Here is a 16,365-nt window from a genome sequence, read left to right as displayed (position 1 = left end):
ATTGAAAAGCTGTTTAGTACATGAACACAAACACCACGAACAGCACCACCCACAGGGCATCAATAAAGTGCCAGAACATGCTCAGCAAGCGAAGCTGCAAACGGCGGTACGGGTTTCGAATGAAGACCAGCGTGCGCACGGCGTCGCGGGAGGCGTGTAGAGTGCGGAGCAGCAGCGCCAACAGGAAAAGCATGCCGCCCAGTAAGTGAGCGACGTGCAGGGCCGAAATCAGATACACGTAGGTACCGGAGGCCATGCCGTCGAAGAACACGCCCTGGGTCATCAGCTCGCGCCAGCCCAGCACTTGCAGGCCAGCGAAGATGCAGCCTAGCAGCAGCGTGGCTCCCAGGCAGCGGGCCAGGTTGGCCACATCGTCGGCGCGGTAAAGGCGGGGTGCTTGCGCCAGCGTGTAGCTACTTACCAGCAGCACAATGGTGCTAATGGAAAAGAACTTCGGGAACGGGTGTAGGCCACGGGGCAAGTTGGCCATGTATCGGGTTTGAGCGTAGGCTACTACCAGAAATAAAAACAGCACTCCAATGCCAACCAAGCTTAGATAGAGCATCATAAGCATGGGCGGCACACGCTCCATGCGTTGGAAGGCCGAGGCCGGTCGGTTGGCACCTACTTTGTCTTTGCGTTCTTTATCGGAATTCATTGCGCGGTGGCGGAGTAAAGCGAAGTCTTTGGCAAACCAATTCACAGGCCTTTAGTTCCGAAAAGAACCACACCACCGGAGCCAGATGCCTCAAAGCAAGATACGTAAAAGCCTTGCTAGCCGACAATCAGAATTGCGGCCTTTTCCAGCTGTCCCCGCAAAAAACAAGTGTCGCGCTTTGATGAGCGCCAACCTGAAACCGAACGACGAGCCTAGTTTGCACTGCTTGTTACTCTAGCGTAACACCGTCCCGAGTGTTCCTAGTGCACTAGCCCCGAAAAAAAGAGCCAATTTTTCCGAGCACGGCGTTGAGCGTGATTTTGGGGCTACGGCCCGTTCCGAACGTGACGTACGTTTTGCCAGCCACCCGCAAGTCCATCACCAGCCCCAGGCGCAACGCTAAGTTGTTAAGCTCCTGCATGGGGTCAATCTTGGTGGCGCTTTTCGGTTTGGGAGGGGCATTCGGGTTCTGAGGCGGGCCGCTGGTGAGCTTGTCGAGTACGCGCTGGTTGGGGAAATTAACGATAAGGTAGGTGCCGGAGGCAGCCACCTGGATGGCGTCGCCGTCCCAGGTAACCACCAACTTCGCCTCCAGTTCCAGCGCGTTAGCCAAGGGAATCAGGGCTAACGGGAGGCACTGCCGGACGGCTGGTGGGCGTTGCGGCTGGGCTTTCGCCGCGGGTGCGGATGCGCAACGAACCGTTCAGCTTCCACGTGGTAGCGGGGGCCGCTGGGTTTTGAGGATTGGGCACCTGTAGCTCCATTTGGTCGAAGGCTACTGCCAATTCCACTCCACCCGAAAGCTTGGAAAGCAAAGAAGCGGCCGTGTCGGCCCAGGAAGTGGATTGTTGGGTTGAATCAGGCATACGCTAAACAAAGAGGTGGATGATAGGGAACAAGACAAGCCGTTGGACTGGCAGGGTTATTGGAAACGGCTAGCTCGGGCGCAAGTTACGTGCGCGCTGGTTTCGTAGCCGAGCAGGCGTCGCAATTCGCTGGCAAAGCTGGTGCAAAACTTAAAATTCGGTTTCGCTAATAATACCGTAATCTTATTTAAGCTCAACTGCGTATTCAGGCTCAAACACAACACTACCTCTTCCCCACTCCTATGCTTGCCGCCTCCTTCAGCTCTTCTCTACTGCTTCAGGTCCTGCTTGTTACCGCCGATCAACAAACCCAGGACACTGCGCTTAGCACCACGCCACGACCCCGCGCCGCCGACACAACGTTGATGGCCCCTGCGCCAGCCGCCAACGTTAATCACCCGTTTGGCATGGCCGATAACACCGAACTTATTTATCGGATTGCCGATGCAGCGGGCAAGCCGAGCGGAGAACTACGGCAGCGCGTAGTGACGCTGGCCAGCGGGGAGCGGGAGGAGAGCAAGAAACGGAAGGTCATGGAGTACCGGACCTCGTTGAAGAGCGGGCTTTATGACAAGAAAAATGCCTTGGTGCGCCTCCAGGACCTCACATTTCGTAGCCGTCGAGATACGTGCTTCACCGACGGACTAGCGGAACTCAACACCGATGCTTTACGCTCCTTCCGCGACCGGAAACTGGTGTACTCCCCCACCCCGGTTGCTTGGCCCCACCAACCAACTATTGGCACCACCTTGCCCGACGGCGGTATTACTGTACAAGTAAGCAGCTCGGTGGTGAGTATTGCCACGGTGAGCACCACGCTGCGTAAGCGGCGCGTGGTGGGTGGCCCTACTTCTCTCACCACGCCGGCCGGCACTTTTTCCTGCTACAAAGTGGAAGCCATCCGGGAAAGCGCCACCGTGCCCCGCCCCGATATGGCCATGCGCACAACCGTTAAGCAAGTAGACTACTATGCCCCTGGCGTGGGCATTGTTCGCACGGAGATTTATGGCAAGAATGGCAAGGTTGCGCAGGTGCGAGAGTTGGCGGCGCTCAACTCCTCCACGCAATAGCCGCCGCAGCAAGAAGAACTAGCCGCAAAAAATCGTAATTTCAGGGCTGTAATTGTGTTTGACTTCACTGCCCAACCATATGACTACCAATATTTTTGCTTTAGCCGCTGCCATTGCCTCGTTGAGCGCCTGCCAGTCGACGCCCGCTACCGACACGGCTAGTGCTGCCAAGCCAACTCCAGCCGTTGCGGCCGAGGCCGGAGGCAAAACCTACGGCACGGCAGTTTCGATGGAAGGAGCCAAGCCGCTTTCCGAGCTACAACAAGTGCTCGGCGACAAGGACTCGGCACAGGTGAAGCTAGTAGGTACCGCCGATGCCGTATGCCAGGCCAAGGGCTGCTGGCTAACCATGAAAACGCCTGAGGGCAAGGAAATGCGGGTCCGCTTCAAAGACTATGCGTTTTTTGTACCCAAGGACATAGCCGGCAAAACCGTTGTCATCAATGGCTGGGCCCACCGCGAAGAGGTGCCCGTTTCCGATTTGCAACACTACGCCAAGGATGCCGGCAAGTCCGCCGAGGAAGTAACCGCCATTACCAAAGCCGAAGAGCAGCTGAACTTTGAGGCGGATGGGGTTTTGGTAACCGACAAATTATAGCCTAGGCGCTAGCCGCCCCGGCTCGCTTAGCACCATAGCAATTTTCTAAAAAGCCCGTTTGGCCAGACCAGACGGGCTTTTTATATCCCAACTACCCATAAAGCCGTAGCTTGCAAAACCACTGGCTACCCGGCAGGCCTGTACCCGTCAGGTAGGCAGCACCCGCCGAAGCTCACGCTATATTTTCCTATGACCACCGACATCGAGCAGCAAATTACCGCCCTCACGGAGCGCCTGCACCACCTCAACTACCAGTATTATCAGCGCGACGTTTCCGAGGTATCCGACCAGGAGTTCGACCAGATGCTGGCCGAACTGCAACGCTTAGAGAAAGAGTATCCGCAGTTTGCGCAGCCCAATTCACCTACCCAACGAGTGGGCGGCACCATCACCAAGCAGTTCCCTACCGCGCTGCACAAGTACCCCATGCTCAGCCTCGGCAACACCTACTCGGAAGCAGACCTGCGCGAGTTCGATGAGCGAGTACGCCGGGGCCTGGAGGGCGCAGAGTTTGCTTACGTTTGCGAGCTGAAGTTCGACGGCGTGGCCATGAGTTTGACCTACGAAAACGGCCAACTCACTCAAGGCGTTACGCGCGGCGACGGTACCCGCGGCGACGTGGTAACCAACAACGTGCGCACCATTAAAAACCTGCCGCTGCACCTACGCCAAGCCCCTGACATCAAGCATCCGACCGAAATGGAAGTGCGCGGCGAGATATTTATGCCCCTCACGGTGTTTGCGGAGCTTAACGCCGAACGCGAAGCCAACGGCGAGGCCTTGCTAGCCAACCCGCGCAACGCGGCCAGTGGCGCGCTCAAGCTTCAGGATTCAGCTTTAGTGGCGGAGCGGCGGCTACGCTTCTACGCGTATTCGTTTCTGATGCCCGGCCGCAGCATCTTCCCGACCCACAGCGCGTCGTTGGAAGCCATGCAAACCTGGGGGCTGCCCGTTTCCGATACCTGGCGCTTGTGCCACAGCATCACGGAGGTGCTGGATTTTGTGCACGAGTGGGACAAAAAACGCTTCACGTTGCCGGTTGCCACCGATGGCATCGTAATCAAAGTAGATGATTTCCGGCAACAGGAGCTGTTGGGCTATACCTCTAAGAGTCCACGCTGGGCTATTGCCTATAAGTACCCGGCAGAGGCGGGCCGGACGCGGCTGCGGGAAATTCAATACCAAGTGGGCCGCACCGGGGCCGTTACGCCGGTGGCCCTGCTCGACCCAGTGCCGCTGGCTGGCACTGTGGTGAAGCGGGCGTCGGTGCACAACGCCAACCAAATAGCCGCCCTCGACCTACGCCTCAACGATATGGTGTTCGTGGAGAAAGGCGGGGAAATTATTCCGAAGATTACGGGCGTGGACCTCTCGGCTCGGCTCCCCGAAAGCCAGCCTATTGTGTACCCTACAACCTGCCCGGCCTGCAACACGCCCCTGATTCGGCCAGCTGGGGAGGCGCACTTCCGCTGTCCCAACGACCGAGGCTGCCCGCCCCAGCTGAAAGCCAAGCTCGAACACTACGTGTCTCGCAAAGCCCTCGACATTGATGGCTTAGGCGCTGAAACGGTGGGCCGTTTCTTCGACTTGGGCTTGGTAGCGGATGCGGCTACTTTATATGACCTGCCAGCCAAAGCCGGCGAAATAGCTCAGCTGGAACGCATGGGCGAGAAATCGGTGCAGCGGCTGGTAGCAGGTCTTGAGCAAAGCAAACAGGTGCCTTTCGAGCGGGTGCTGTTTGGGTTGGGCATCCGCTACGTGGGTGAAACCGTGGCCGAGAAGCTGGCTGCTCATTACCGCACAGTGGAAGCTCTAGAGCAAGCCACGGCCACCGAGCTGGCGGCTGTGCCCGAAGTAGGCGGCGTGATTGCCGAATCAGTGGCCGCGTGGTTTCAGGAGCCTACTAACCGCGACCTGGTGGAACGACTCCGGACAGCGGGTGTGCAACTGGCGCTTACCGGAGAAGCTCCTCAGGCAGCGAGCAACCGGCTAGAAGGCTTGACCTTTGTGCTTTCTGGCGTGTTCGAGCAGCACAGCCGCGACGAACTGCAAGCCCTGATTCAGGCGCACGGGGGCAAGGTGACGGGTAGCATCAGCAAGAAGCTCAGCTATCTGGTGGCCGGCGACAAAATGGGCCCGGCTAAGCGTGAGAAGGCCACTGAGTTGAAAGTGCCCATCATCTCGGAAACCGATTTGCTAGCCATGCTCCCGTCTGAAACGGAAGCTGAAACTGACCCTTTGGACGTGCTGTCTGGGCCCGCGGCGGACGTACAAGATTTGGGGATTCCTCCGGTTTCGGCGGGTTCTGCCTCATTTCCAGATAAAAGCAGTGGCACAGGTCAGCAAGGTTCTCTATTTTAGTGCCCTCAAAATACCGGCCTCCCGGGTTGCATACTTTCACGACTGGATTAGTCTGACTACCGCGTAGCAGTCACAAATTCCTCCCTGACCACTCGGGGAGTATGCACCCGGGAGTACCGGTGGCCAACATTTTGGCTATAGCGCCTACCGGGCGCCCCCTCTCCTACTTTCACTTTGATGCTTTATCCCATGGCCCGCTTTCTGCTGCTGGTGGTGCTTGGCCTGTTCGGCCTGCACCAGTCCGCCTTTGCTCAGGCCGCACCGCCTTTCACGCCTGGCCCGAAAGTGGCAAAGCTGCTGAAGAAGCGCCGTACCGTTTTGCTGGACGTGCGTACTCCCGCTGAATTCGCTGCGGGCCACCTACAGGGTGCCGAGAACCTCGATTTTCGTGCTCCTGATTTTCCCGCGCAGGTGGCCAAGCTCGACAAGTCAAACACTTATGTTCTGTACTGCGCCTCCGGCAACCGCAGCGGCAAAACCAATACGCTCATGCAGGAAGCGGGCTTCAAACACGTAGTGAATGCCGGCAGCTTCAAGGACCTGAAAGGAGCCGGCTTCAAAACAGAAGAGTAGTTGATTTCTCCCTGCGCTACCCGATTGCAACGCAGGTCGAGTTATACTGCATAACATAGGTACTACGCCTCTGATAGTAGTATAACTATCAGGGGCTTATGTTGCATTGAAGCTCCACTTAAGTGGTATATTGGCGGATATAGGCCTGGTTTGCCGCGAAAGAGCTTATTTGCATTCATTCTGTGTATCAACTCCTTGTCAACTTCGCTCGCGTATACTTGCGAGTATAGCTACCTTTCCATGCTTGTTTGATTTTGCTGTCGTTCCCTGCGCCACCTCCTACCATCTATTACGTTAGTCTGAGCGGCAACGACCAGAACGATGGTACATCCGTCGCTACGGCCTGGAAAACGCTCAAGAAGGTGAAAGCCACTCACTTCCAGCCAGGCGACCAGGTCCTGTTCGAAGGCGGCAGCACGTTTAAAGGAAGTATCTGGCTGCGCAGCCAGAGTTGGGGTACTGCCTCCGAGCCGATTGTTATCGGTTCGTATGGCCAAAAGCGGGCGCGCATCAGCAGTGGCACTTCCTACGGGTTCTATGCGCACAATCTGGGAGGCATTGAAGTGCGCGACCTGGAGTTTGTAGGGTCTGGCCGCCTCACTAACACCGGTTCTGGAGTGGTTTTTCACGTCGATCAACCCAACCTGCACCTGCAGCACATCATCCTCGACAACGTGCGGGCGCACGGCTACTTGGTGGCAGGTATCAACATCGGCAGTTCCAACGGCACCAGCGGGTACCAGCACGTCCGCATCACCAACTGCGTTGCTTCAGGCAATGGGGAGGCAGGCATCAAGTCGTTTGCGCAGGAGCTGGCAGCCCATCACCAGTGGTACATAAGCAACTGCCAAGCCTTCGATAACGCTGGCCGGCCGGACATAACGGACACGCATACCGGCAACGGCATTGTGCTGGCTGGTATTGACGGGGCCTTAATTGAGCACTGCGAGGCGTACTACAACGGCTGGCTGAACGCCAACCCCGGTGGCGGACCAGTTGGCATCTGGGGCTGGAATTGCAACCAGTTGGTGATTCAGCACTGCGAGTCGCACCACAACCGGTCAGGAACCATGAAAGACGGCGGGGGCTTCGACTTAGATGGGGGCTGCACGAACTCCATACTGCAATACAATTACTCCCACGACAACGAAGGCCCCGGCTACCTACTAGCCCAATACCAGAATGCACCTCCACTACACGATGTAACAATTCGCTACAACATCAGCGAGAACGACGGGCGGCGCCACGGCCATGGGGCCATCCAACTGTGGTCGTCGGGGGCCAACGGTGGAATTCAGCGGGCCAACATCTACAACAACACCGTCTTTCTAAGTCCTCCGGCCGATGGCTCCCAGCCCAAAGCCGTCGAGATTACCAGTGATGGTGTCCATGACATTGTGTTGCACAATAATCTGCTGCAAACCAGTGGCGGTCTACCTTTGGTGCACAATGTTGCCTCCCGGGGCGTACTGCTGCAGGGCAATGCGTACTGGAGTGACGGCCACCCTTTGCTGTTTCAGTGGGACAAGCAAGAGTACACTTCGTTGGAAGCATGGCGCAACAGCACCAGCCAGGAAACACTTGATTTCCAGCCAACTGGCCTTGTATTGGAGCCTGGCTTGATTAACCCAGGAGCCGGGGGAACAGTGAGTCCGCTTCACTCAGGCAGGCCACTGGCTACGCTCACAGCCTATCATGTAAAGCCCGACTCAAAACTACGGAGCACCGGGCTAGACCTGGCTACCCAATTCGGCATAGATGCTGGAACGCAAGACTTTTTTGGTTCTCCCGTACCTGCCCGCGGCACCAAAGGTACCATTGGCGCCTACGAAGCTATTGGGGGATGCTAGCTTCGGGCTTCTGGACGTAGAAAGGAACGTTGGCGGTGGCAGCGCCCCCTTGCCCGTCGTAGATAGTGGCGTACAAGCGGTAAGGACCCGGCTTAGTTGGAGCTACCATCGTGGCGCTGAACTTGTTTGGCTCTGCTACAGCCCCAGCAATGGCCTCGTCGCGCACTTGCATCGTTTTGCGGTCTTCGCGCCAGCGCGACTCAGCGCGCAACTCCCACACCACCCGTAGACTGTCGTTCTCGTAGTCTTGGGCTGCAATAACTGCCGGATACGACTGGCCGGGCAGCAAACGTACATTGTCTTTCCCAATGCGGTTGTCCAAGGAAATGCTTTTCACTTGCGGGGCACGGTTGGCGGGCCAGTCGCCCCGCCAGAGGTTTTGCAACTGATCCACCACCTCGGTCCGCTCGCCGGTGGGGGTGAATAAACTGAACCAGGTGGGAGTTCCCTCCTGCCGGTTGCCCCAGTAGAACACGTAGGAGCCCAAACACTGTCCGCGCTGTTGCTCGATGCCTACTTGGTAGTACTTGGCTATTTCTTGTGATTTCTGCGTGCTCGTCTTCTCGAGAGCTGCCCCCCACGCCGTTTCTTTCACTTCCCAATAGCCCTGCGTCCCAAACTCAGTGATAATGTAGGGCTTGGGCCAGTTGATCTCGCGTAGGTAGGTTGACAAGGACGCAATGTTGCCGTAGCTATTGAAGGCAACAAGGTCCAAGTCTTTGCACCGGTTGCCCATCCACTTCACCACTCCAGGCTGTATGAACGTGGATATGGCCGGATGATTAGGATCCAGTTCGTGCACCATCTGGGCCACTTCATTGATGGCATCAAACACATCTGGGTTGTTGGCCCCTTGCTCTAGCTCGTTGCCAACGTCCCAGGCCAACAGAGCCGGATGGTTTCGATAGCGCAATATTTCCTCGCGTAGAGCCAGCCGTTGCTTTTTCACGACCTTCTTGTCGTAATAATCCAACCCTTCTTTCTCAGGTACCAACCAGAGGCCAAGTAGCACGGTCAGGCCTTGCGCATGCGCCGAGTCCAGCAGAATCTGCGCATAGTCTGTGGTCCAGAGCCGCACGGAATTACCGCCTATCGCCCGAATTTTAGAGAAGCCTTCCAGCCCGCCTGCTCCTTTAATAAAATATGGTTTTCCACCCCGTAATAGCTGAAACCCATCGGCTGTACGCAATATCTTTACCGGAATAGCTCCGCTGTTGGCAACAGCATCAGAACCCTGCGTTTGTTGATTAATGGCCTCGCTTTTCCCGGCTTGGTCCGCGCAACCACCGAGCAGATGCAGTGCCATAAGCGCAACAAAGAATACCCCTGATTTTTTTAATCGTTGGTTCATAACAGATGCCTTCAGTTGGAGTGGCGCTAACGTAGCGGACTACTTATATAGCGCAGGGTAATACCTCACCACAAATTTATACTTTATTTTAAAACTTTTATGGAAAAAGTTATAAAATGTGTGATATTAACGTTATCATCTATTTATTAATTACAAGTTTTTATATAATTTGTATTAGTTTTACCACAGTTTGGCTTAAGTTGATTCAGCCAGAACAGTCGCTTATGCTTGCTTGGAATTCATTGGTTACAGCTAGGTGAATGACAATCAGCACTCTAAAGTCCAAGCTTCATTGATCATGGCTAACCCCGCACGACTTTCTCAGTCTACTAGCGTTCAATATACACCAGCGCCTTACGTAAAGCAGATGCGCATACTCGTAGCTATTGGCTGCGTGTTGCTATTTCAATTCATCTGGTGGTTTGCCGACATCAACCACGTGGGGCACCCAGTATTATTCTGGCTGCTGACGTTCTCGCTAGGCTTCAAGTTTCTGCGTACTCTCCACGAGTGGTACCACTATGTGAGCGTTCGAGAGCCGGTTGCGCCGGTTTGGAAACCAACCTACGCTCCTACCGTGGACGTGCTGACCACGGCCTGCCCAGGCGAGCCCTACGATATGATTGTGCGCACGCTCCAGGCTATGAAAGCTATTCGCTACCCGCACACCAGCTACCTCTGCGACGAAGGCAACGACCCTTACCTGCGCCGGGTGTGCGAGCAGCTTGGTGTGGTGCACGTTACGCGCATCGAGAAAACCCATGCCAAGGCCGGCAACATCAACAATGCCCTCCGGGGAGCCACCGGCGAGCTATGCGTGGTTCTGGATCCGGACCACGTACCAACCCCCGATTTTCTGGACGAGGTAGTTCCTTACTTTCAGGATGCGCAAGTCGGGTTTGTGCAGGTCGTACAAGCGTATGGCAACCAGCACGAAAGTCTGGTAGCACGCGGGGCCGCCGAGCAGACCTACCACTTCTACGGACCGCTATTGATGGGCATGAATGCCTACAATACGGCCCAAGCCATTGGAGCCAATTGCACTTTCCGCCGTGCTGCCCTCGACTCGATTGGGGGGCATGCTTCGGGCCTTACCGAGGACATGCACACTGCCATGCGGCTACACGCCAAAAAGTGGAAAGGAGTGTATGTGCCTAAAGTACTTAGCCGCGGCTTGGTACCGGCCTCGTTAGCAGCGTTCTACTCGCAACAGTTGAAATGGTCGCGCGGAGCCTTTGATTTGCTGTTCAAGGTATATCCGCGCTTGTTCGCAGACTTCAGCTGGCGCCAACGGATACACTATCTGCTCCTGCCGCTCTACTTTTTCTCGGGGGTTGTTACGCTGATTGATTTAACGGTACCGATGGTATCGATGATAACAACGTCCTTCCCCTGGCGGGTAGGCTTGGTGGAATTTGCCATCCATATCTTTCCATTCACGGTGGTTTCGTTGCTGATTCGGGCGTGTGCCCAGCGCTGGCTACGCGAACCGCACGAAGCAGGCCTGCATTTGGCCGGCGGCATCTTGCGTGTGGGTTCGTGGTGGGTGTATTCGCTGGGCTGGCTCTATGCGATTCTCAACATCAAGGTGCCGTACATTCCCACTCCCAAGGAAGGCCGCCCTTCCACCGAGTGGCTCATTAGCTTACCCAACCTGATAGCAGCCCTGCTGCTGATTGCGGCCGCCAAATACGGAAGGGGACTCTCCTTGACTCAGGCCACGCAGTTCATGTCGGTGCTGGTGCTCTTCAACGCTGCTATTCTGCTAACTGCCGTAGCAATGGCCCAGCACGGGATACAGGAGTATTTGATTGGCCTGGCGGCCAAGCCGCAGCCGTTGCGTAAGCTGTTGCTAGCCCTTGATCAGCTGCGGGCCAACGTTAGCCGCGACTTTATTGGTTGGCTACGACCAGCAGCAAGCGGCGTGGCCGTGGGCCTATTGGTGCTCTACGGTACAGCCTCGTTCCTGCTGTACAGCTACACGTCGCACTACATGACCATGGAAGAGCAGTGGTGGCCGACTCGCCGGGACACCGGCTTGCACTTAGGCCAAATGGTAGCAGCGCCCGCCGCCACGTCGGCTCTTGCCCATGTAGATATCATGGCGCTGGATATGCCCACCAACTCCACGCCTCAGCAGCTGCAAGTGCTACGCCAGAGCCTAGAGCAACACCCTAATGTGTCGCTGCTCACCTTTTCGATAGGGACAGTTCCCCTTGACACGGCCTCTCTGCTGCAACTGGATCAGCTGCAACTTGCCAAGCTCGACAAGCCCGTAATGGTGCGGCCACTCCTAACGGCTACTTCACCCGCCCAATATCGGCGCGACTGGCAAAAGATGGTTCGCCACTTTGCGCAAGCCGACCGGCCCAACATCCTGTGGGTTTGGACGCCGCCGAAAGCGGACTCACTGAAAACCTACTTCCCAGGCATCAACTACGTGAACTGGGTAGCCGTGGATGGCCGCCAAACGCCCACCGAACCAGCGGAATGGTACAGCCCCATTCGGGCCCAGCTAGCCCCCAACATCGAGCTGCATTCCAAGCCTGTGTTGCTGCTAATGTCAGCCACCGAAAAAGCGCGCTTGGCTCCAAATCAGTTGGCAAAGGTGTATCCTGAAGTACAGGCCGTGGTGTTTGACGTGCCGGGTAATGGGGTGGCCAAGCAACCCAACTATACCTCTATCAGCAAAACAGCTGGCACCGAGTAGGTGCCAGCTGCCTAGTTAGAGTTTGCTTCGCTTATTGCTTTTCGCTTAGAAGCTCTGTTCAATGCTGTTGTGTAGGGTGCGGGGGCTCCAATAGCCGCTCGCGATTATGCGCCGAATGGTGTAGAGCGGGTCCTGCTGGTCGCGCTTTTCCGACAAAATGAAAGCCGCCGCCATACCCCGCTCTCGGAGTTGCGGAATAGCTTCGGGGTTCCAGAGACCAAAGGGATAAGCAAAATACTTGATGTCTTTACCGGTAATTTCCTCGAGCGTTTTAGTTGGCTTCTCGATCTGCGTTACCCAGTCGTTGCCCTGATACTTCTTCACGTTGTGGTGGTCCCAAGTGTGGGAACCAATGACGTTGCCTTCGTCGGAAAGCTGTTTCACTTGCTCGCGGCTCATATAGCGCGGGCGGCCTAGGCTTACCGTCATCACAAAGTATACGGCTTTGAAACCGTGCTTTTCCAACTCTGGACGCGCCACCGTAAACTGGTCGAGGTCGGTGTCATCGAAGGTGAGCATGATGGGCTTTTCGGGCAGCGGGGCACCGGTAGCCAAGTAGGCATAAAGCTGGTCGGGCAGAATCGTGTGGTAGCCACTATCGGCGAGCATTTGAATCTGCTTTTTGAATTGCTCGACGGGCACGATATAATCTTTCGCACCTTTCGAGTCGCGCGGACGCCAGTCTCGGATTTGATGATAGCACAAAATAGGTACCTGGGGGCGGGCCGTAATGGTGGCCGCATCGGCAATGCGGCTGGCTGGAATGCTAGCCGGGTCGGGAGCAGTAGCGCTGGCTGCCGCTTTATCTGACACTGGAGTGGCAGCGGAGGCCGTAAGGCCGCTAGTGGGAGCTTCGTTGCTTTCGGTGGTGGCCGCTGATTTAGAATCGCTGCAGGAAGGAAGGGAAAGGGCTGTTGCGCAGGCGGCAGCAGCAAGCAATACAGTAGAGGAAAGCTTCATTGAAAAGAAAAACGCGGCCAGACCGGAGGCAAATGCTTTATTTTGGTGTTAAGAAGTCGAAAGAGGCTTATTTGACCTTTACTTGTCTTCTTGCATCCTACAAAGCAACATTTTATTTCCCGTATGGACAAGCTCCGAGGCACAGGTGTCGCCCTGGTTACTCCTTTCACCCCCGACCACGACGTTGACTACACGGCTCTGCGTCGCCTGCTCGATTTCACCATTGATGGTGGGGTGGAATACCTCGTTATTAATGGCACCACTGCCGAGTCGCCTACCATCTCTAGCGAAGAGAAAACCGAAATCCTGCGCGTTGTAAAAGAGCACGTTGCGGGCCGCGTACCACTCGTTTACGGCATCGGGGGCAACGATACTGCCAGCACCGCCGCTACCCTTCGCAACACCGATTTCACGGGCATTGACGCTGTTCTATCTGCTAGCCCGTACTACAACAAACCGTCACAGGCCGGCATCATCGCGCATTACGAGCAGTTGGCTGATGCTTCGCCCGTACCCATCATCCTCTACAACGTGCCGGGTCGGACAGCTTCTAACCTCACGGCTGCTACCACGCTGCGGCTGGCTCAGCATCCCAATATCATCGGTATCAAGGAAGCCAGCGGCAACCTAGAGCAGTGCCAGCAAATAGCCGCCCATAAGCCCGACGACTTCCTGCTCATCTCCGGCGACGATATGATGACGACTTCCCTGGTCAGCTTCGGCGCCGTGGGGGTAATATCCGTCATGGCCAACGCTTTCCCCCGGCCTTTCACCGACATGGTCCGCCACGCGCTGGCCGGAGAGTTTGTGCAGGCCAGCCAGTTGCTGTTCAAGTTCGTTGACCTCAACCCCTTGATGTATGAGGAAAGCAACCCCGTAGGAGTGAAAGCCGCTTTGGAAGCACAGGGCTTGTGCTCTGGCGCTGTGCGGCTGCCCTTGCTAGCGGCAAGCGAAGACCTGTGCGAACGGGTTAGCAGGCTCACAGCCAGCAACATGCTGGTTGTTGCGTAGAGATGCTTCCTTACTGGCTACCAAGTAAAACGCCCCTCAAGTTGAGGGGCGTTTTACTTGGTATAGCTACCATTCAACAAAGCTGTTACCACTGCACTACTTACATCTAAAAGCAGTGCTCCTTACCAACCGCTAGCCAATACATCGGCGACGTGAAGGGTGCGGATGGGCTTCTTCTCGCGTCGAATGTACGCGTCAAGGTGCATCAGGCAGCTGGTGTCGGTACTGATGATATATTCCGCACCAGTGGCAAGGGCATGCTCCACTTTCTGCTCGGCCATGGCTACGGATATAGCCTCAAACTTCACGGCGAAAGTGCCCCCGAAACCGCAGCAGGTTTCATTTTCGGCCATTTCCAAGCGCTCCAGATTCGGAATAGCATCAAGCAGTTGACGAGGAGCTTGCTTGATACCACATTCGCGTAGCGCCGAGCAGGAGTCGTGGTAGGTATAGCGCCCAGTCAGGCGGGCCTGCGGAATGGACGTTACGCCGAGCACATCCACCAGAAATTCGGTTAACTCGAAAATACGGCGCTGCGTGGCATGGTAGCGTCCTTGCTCGGGGCTTCCATCAAAAAGCTCGGCGTAGGAGTTGCGCACCATGCCTACGCAGGAAGCCGACGGACTCACGATGTACCGGTTAGGCTCGTTTGGAAAGTCATCGAGGAACTTGCAGGCCACTTCGCGGCTCTCTTTTTTGTAGCCAGCATTATAAGCGGGCTGGCCGCAGCAGGTTTGGTTGCTATTGTAATGCACCTCGCAACCCACTGCTTCCAGCACCTTCACCATGTTCATGGCAGTTTGCGGAAAAAGTTGATCTACGAAGCAAGGAATGAAGATATCGACGGCGGTAGACATAGCACGTAATGCAGGGTACAAAGTAAATTCAGGCAATGAGCCGACGAAAGTACGTCATCAGCAGCATCCGAACATGGCGGTTGGGCAGCAAAAGCACAAAAGGCAGTAGACTTAGTATGGTAAAGCCCACAGCCATTGCCTTATCCTCGGCCTGAATTTGGTGCAATGACATCAGAATTTCGCCATTTTTCTCTAGCTGGTAGATAAACGAAAGGTTGCTAGGCGACTCGGTGTCATAATACACCCGCACAGAATCACCCATATGCAAGGCAGACGAGTACCGAGCCGCATTTTGCCAATTAGGCCCCAAAAACCGTTGCATCGTTCGGTTTTCGACGTTCAACCGCAATATGTACGGATGATAGCGCGTGTTGTCGCGGTAAATGTCCACCCACGACACCACGCCATCCAACCGGTTGAGGGTAGCCAACGTGCGGGAAGAGCGGTAAAAGAGGATTCCCGCTACTACCATGAAGCCCAACACTACAAGTGCCAACGCACCTAGCGCCCACGGCAGCTTACGACGAGCCTGCTCCTTCACTGCCTTGGCGGCAGCCGCGCGTTTCTCACGCGCGGCACGGCGCTGCTTGTACACGGGCAGTCTTGGGCGTTGCGCCATTAGTGGCTCGCGAATAAGGCCTCATTCAATTCTTGTGCTTTGCCTAGGGCCGCCAAATCCAGCGGCAACGTCTCGCCTACTCCCAGGGCAAATTCAATCAGGCGCTCGGTGGGCATATTGCCGGTGAGGTGGTCGGCGGCCATCGGACAGCCGCCATAACCGCCCAAGGCCCCATCGAAGCGGCGACACCCGGCGGCGTAGGCTGCTTGCACTTTCTCGCGCCACGTGGCCGGGGTGGTATGCAAATGCGCCCCGAATTCGATGTGGGGAAAGGCAGCTGTCAACTCCCGAAAAGGGGGCGCAATGGTTTCGGGAATCGAGGCCCCCACCGTATCGGACAGCGCCACGATGCGCACGTCCAGCGCATCAAGCTTCTGGGTGAATTCGCCGAGAATTTCTGGGCTCCACGGGTCGTTGTAGGGGTTGCCGAACCCCATGCTCAGGTACACCACTTGCTCCTGACCGGTGCGGGCACACAGCTCCTGCATCCGGGCTACGTCATCGAGCGCCTGGGCAATACTTTTGTTGGTGTTGCGCTGCTGAAACGTTTCGGATACCGAGAGTGGAAAACCGATGTAGCGAATCTGGGGGTACTGCGCGGCCGTTTCGGCCCCGCGCACATTAGCCACAATAGCCAGCAGTTTGGTAGCCGACGCATCCACTGCCAACCCATTCAGCACTTCGGCAGTATCGGCCAGTTGCGGAATAGCTTTAGGTGAAACAAAGCTGCCGAAATCGAGGGTATCGAACCCCACTTGCAGCAGGGCGTTGAGGTAGGCAATTTTCTGGCTGGTAGGAATCAGGGTGGGCCAACCCTGCATGGCGTCGCGGGGGCAGTCGATCAGTTTCATAAGGGGCAGGTGAGCGGGTGGAATTGCAAA

15 protein-coding genes are annotated in these 16,365 nt (G+C 56.2%); 7 read left to right on the top strand and 8 right to left on the bottom strand.

Features of this window, described 5'->3' with window-relative positions; translation table 11 throughout:
* Nucleotides 1-13: 13 nt before the first annotated feature.
* The 3 genes from MTX78_RS10480 to MTX78_RS10470 all read right to left on the bottom strand — a co-directional run bounded on the left by MTX78_RS10480 (nucleotide 14) and on the right by MTX78_RS10470 (nucleotide 1,524).
* Nucleotides 14-658 carry a cytochrome c oxidase subunit 3 gene (locus MTX78_RS10480; protein WP_243802406.1) on the bottom strand — a complete coding sequence of 215 codons (645 nt, stop codon included), beginning with the start codon at nucleotides 656-658 and terminating at the stop codon, nucleotides 14-16.
* Between the two features lie 268 nt (nucleotides 659-926).
* The gene (locus MTX78_RS10475) at nucleotides 927-1,271 is read right to left on the bottom strand and encodes a hypothetical protein (protein ID WP_243802405.1); all 345 of its coding nucleotides are present in this window, start codon (nucleotides 1,269-1,271) and stop codon (nucleotides 927-929) included.
* Nucleotides 1,264-1,524, bottom strand: coding sequence for a hypothetical protein (locus MTX78_RS10470; protein ID WP_243802403.1), 261 nt, complete (start codon nucleotides 1,522-1,524; stop codon nucleotides 1,264-1,266). The genes MTX78_RS10475 and MTX78_RS10470 overlap by 8 nt, the downstream gene beginning before the upstream one ends.
* 242 nt (nucleotides 1,525-1,766) lie before the next feature.
* On the opposite strand from MTX78_RS10470, the gene MTX78_RS10465 reads away from it, so the two are divergent.
* From MTX78_RS10465 to MTX78_RS10445, 5 genes are all read left to right on the top strand, one after another.
* Nucleotides 1,767-2,594 (top strand): TapB family protein, encoded by an 828-nt coding sequence (locus MTX78_RS10465; protein ID WP_243802401.1) that lies wholly within the window; start codon nucleotides 1,767-1,769, stop codon nucleotides 2,592-2,594.
* A gap of 79 nt (nucleotides 2,595-2,673) precedes the next feature.
* A complete protein-coding gene (locus MTX78_RS10460) occupies nucleotides 2,674-3,192 on the top strand; it encodes a DUF4920 domain-containing protein (RefSeq protein ID WP_243802399.1) in 519 nt (172 codons plus the stop codon).
* Nucleotides 3,193-3,381: 189 nt separating this feature from the next.
* A complete protein-coding gene (gene ligA, locus MTX78_RS10455) occupies nucleotides 3,382-5,553 on the top strand; it encodes an NAD-dependent DNA ligase LigA (protein WP_243802397.1) in 2,172 nt (723 codons plus the stop codon).
* 189 nt (nucleotides 5,554-5,742) lie between these two features.
* The gene (locus MTX78_RS10450; protein WP_243802395.1) at nucleotides 5,743-6,126 is read left to right on the top strand and encodes a rhodanese-like domain-containing protein; all 384 of its coding nucleotides are present in this window, start codon (nucleotides 5,743-5,745) and stop codon (nucleotides 6,124-6,126) included.
* A 248-nt stretch (nucleotides 6,127-6,374) separates the two neighbouring features.
* Nucleotides 6,375-7,976: a right-handed parallel beta-helix repeat-containing protein gene (locus tag MTX78_RS10445; protein WP_243802393.1), complete on the top strand. Its 1,602-nt coding sequence runs from the start codon at nucleotides 6,375-6,377 to the stop codon at nucleotides 7,974-7,976.
* Here the strand turns inward: MTX78_RS10445 and MTX78_RS10440 are convergent.
* On the bottom strand, nucleotides 7,960-9,282 hold the full coding sequence (locus MTX78_RS10440; protein WP_243802391.1) for a glycoside hydrolase family 2 TIM barrel-domain containing protein: 1,323 nt from the start codon (nucleotides 9,280-9,282) through the stop codon (nucleotides 7,960-7,962). The genes MTX78_RS10445 and MTX78_RS10440 overlap by 17 nt on opposite strands.
* A 412-nt stretch (nucleotides 9,283-9,694) precedes the next feature.
* On the opposite strand from MTX78_RS10440, the gene MTX78_RS10435 reads away from it, so the two are divergent.
* Nucleotides 9,695-12,037, top strand: coding sequence for a glycosyltransferase (locus MTX78_RS10435; protein WP_243802389.1), 2,343 nt, complete (start codon nucleotides 9,695-9,697; stop codon nucleotides 12,035-12,037).
* A gap of 45 nt (nucleotides 12,038-12,082) precedes the next feature.
* On the opposite strand, the gene MTX78_RS10430 is transcribed toward MTX78_RS10435, so the two are convergent.
* Nucleotides 12,083-12,997 (bottom strand): polysaccharide deacetylase family protein, encoded by a 915-nt coding sequence (locus MTX78_RS10430; protein ID WP_243802387.1) that lies wholly within the window; start codon nucleotides 12,995-12,997, stop codon nucleotides 12,083-12,085.
* A gap of 123 nt (nucleotides 12,998-13,120) precedes the next feature.
* On the opposite strand from MTX78_RS10430, the gene dapA reads away from it, so the two are divergent.
* Nucleotides 13,121-14,008, top strand: a complete 888-nt coding sequence (gene dapA, locus MTX78_RS10425; protein WP_243802386.1) for a 4-hydroxy-tetrahydrodipicolinate synthase — start codon at nucleotides 13,121-13,123, stop codon at nucleotides 14,006-14,008.
* Nucleotides 14,009-14,130: 122 nt separating this feature from the next.
* On the opposite strand, the gene MTX78_RS10420 is transcribed toward dapA, so the two are convergent.
* From MTX78_RS10420 to MTX78_RS10410, 3 genes are read right to left on the bottom strand one after another with little or no spacing between them, the layout of a single operon-like run.
* Complete coding sequence (locus tag MTX78_RS10420; protein WP_243802384.1) at nucleotides 14,131-14,865, bottom strand: (Fe-S)-binding protein; 735 nt, start codon at nucleotides 14,863-14,865, stop codon at nucleotides 14,131-14,133.
* A gap of 28 nt (nucleotides 14,866-14,893) precedes the next feature.
* Nucleotides 14,894-15,484 carry a DUF3592 domain-containing protein gene (locus MTX78_RS10415; RefSeq protein WP_243802382.1) on the bottom strand — a complete coding sequence of 197 codons (591 nt, stop codon included), beginning with the start codon at nucleotides 15,482-15,484 and terminating at the stop codon, nucleotides 14,894-14,896.
* A complete protein-coding gene (locus tag MTX78_RS10410) occupies nucleotides 15,484-16,335 on the bottom strand; it encodes a hydroxymethylglutaryl-CoA lyase (protein ID WP_243802380.1) in 852 nt (283 codons plus the stop codon). The genes MTX78_RS10415 and MTX78_RS10410 overlap by 1 nt, the downstream gene beginning before the upstream one ends.
* Between the last annotated feature and the right edge of the window lie 30 nt (nucleotides 16,336-16,365).

It is taken from the genome of Hymenobacter tibetensis (assembly GCF_022827545.1).
GTDB lineage: Bacteria > Bacteroidota > Bacteroidia > Cytophagales > Hymenobacteraceae > Hymenobacter > Hymenobacter tibetensis.
This window is presented reverse-complemented; position numbering and strand designations above follow the sequence as displayed.

Coding starts and splice junctions, on each gene's coding strand:
- ligA (WP_243802397.1), top strand. CDS start 3,382: ATGACCACCGACATCGAGCAGCAAATTACCGCCCTCACGGAGCGCCTG.
- MTX78_RS10450 (WP_243802395.1), top strand. CDS start 5,743: ATGGCCCGCTTTCTGCTGCTGGTGGTGCTTGGCCTGTTCGGCCTGCAC.
- MTX78_RS10460 (WP_243802399.1), top strand. CDS start 2,674: ATGACTACCAATATTTTTGCTTTAGCCGCTGCCATTGCCTCGTTGAGC.
- MTX78_RS10435 (WP_243802389.1), top strand. CDS start 9,695: ATGCGCATACTCGTAGCTATTGGCTGCGTGTTGCTATTTCAATTCATC.
- MTX78_RS10480 (WP_243802406.1), bottom strand. CDS start 658: ATGAATTCCGATAAAGAACGCAAAGACAAAGTAGGTGCCAACCGACCG.
- dapA (WP_243802386.1), top strand. CDS start 13,121: ATGGACAAGCTCCGAGGCACAGGTGTCGCCCTGGTTACTCCTTTCACC.
- MTX78_RS10470 (WP_243802403.1), bottom strand. CDS start 1,524: ATGCCTGATTCAACCCAACAATCCACTTCCTGGGCCGACACGGCCGCT.
- MTX78_RS10410 (WP_243802380.1), bottom strand. CDS start 16,335: ATGAAACTGATCGACTGCCCCCGCGACGCCATGCAGGGTTGGCCCACC.
- MTX78_RS10430 (WP_243802387.1), bottom strand. CDS start 12,997: ATGAAGCTTTCCTCTACTGTATTGCTTGCTGCTGCCGCCTGCGCAACA.
- MTX78_RS10440 (WP_243802391.1), bottom strand. CDS start 9,282: ATGGCACTGCATCTGCTCGGTGGTTGCGCGGACCAAGCCGGGAAAAGC.
- MTX78_RS10415 (WP_243802382.1), bottom strand. CDS start 15,484: ATGGCGCAACGCCCAAGACTGCCCGTGTACAAGCAGCGCCGTGCCGCG.
- MTX78_RS10420 (WP_243802384.1), bottom strand. CDS start 14,865: ATGTCTACCGCCGTCGATATCTTCATTCCTTGCTTCGTAGATCAACTT.
- MTX78_RS10465 (WP_243802401.1), top strand. CDS start 1,767: ATGCTTGCCGCCTCCTTCAGCTCTTCTCTACTGCTTCAGGTCCTGCTT.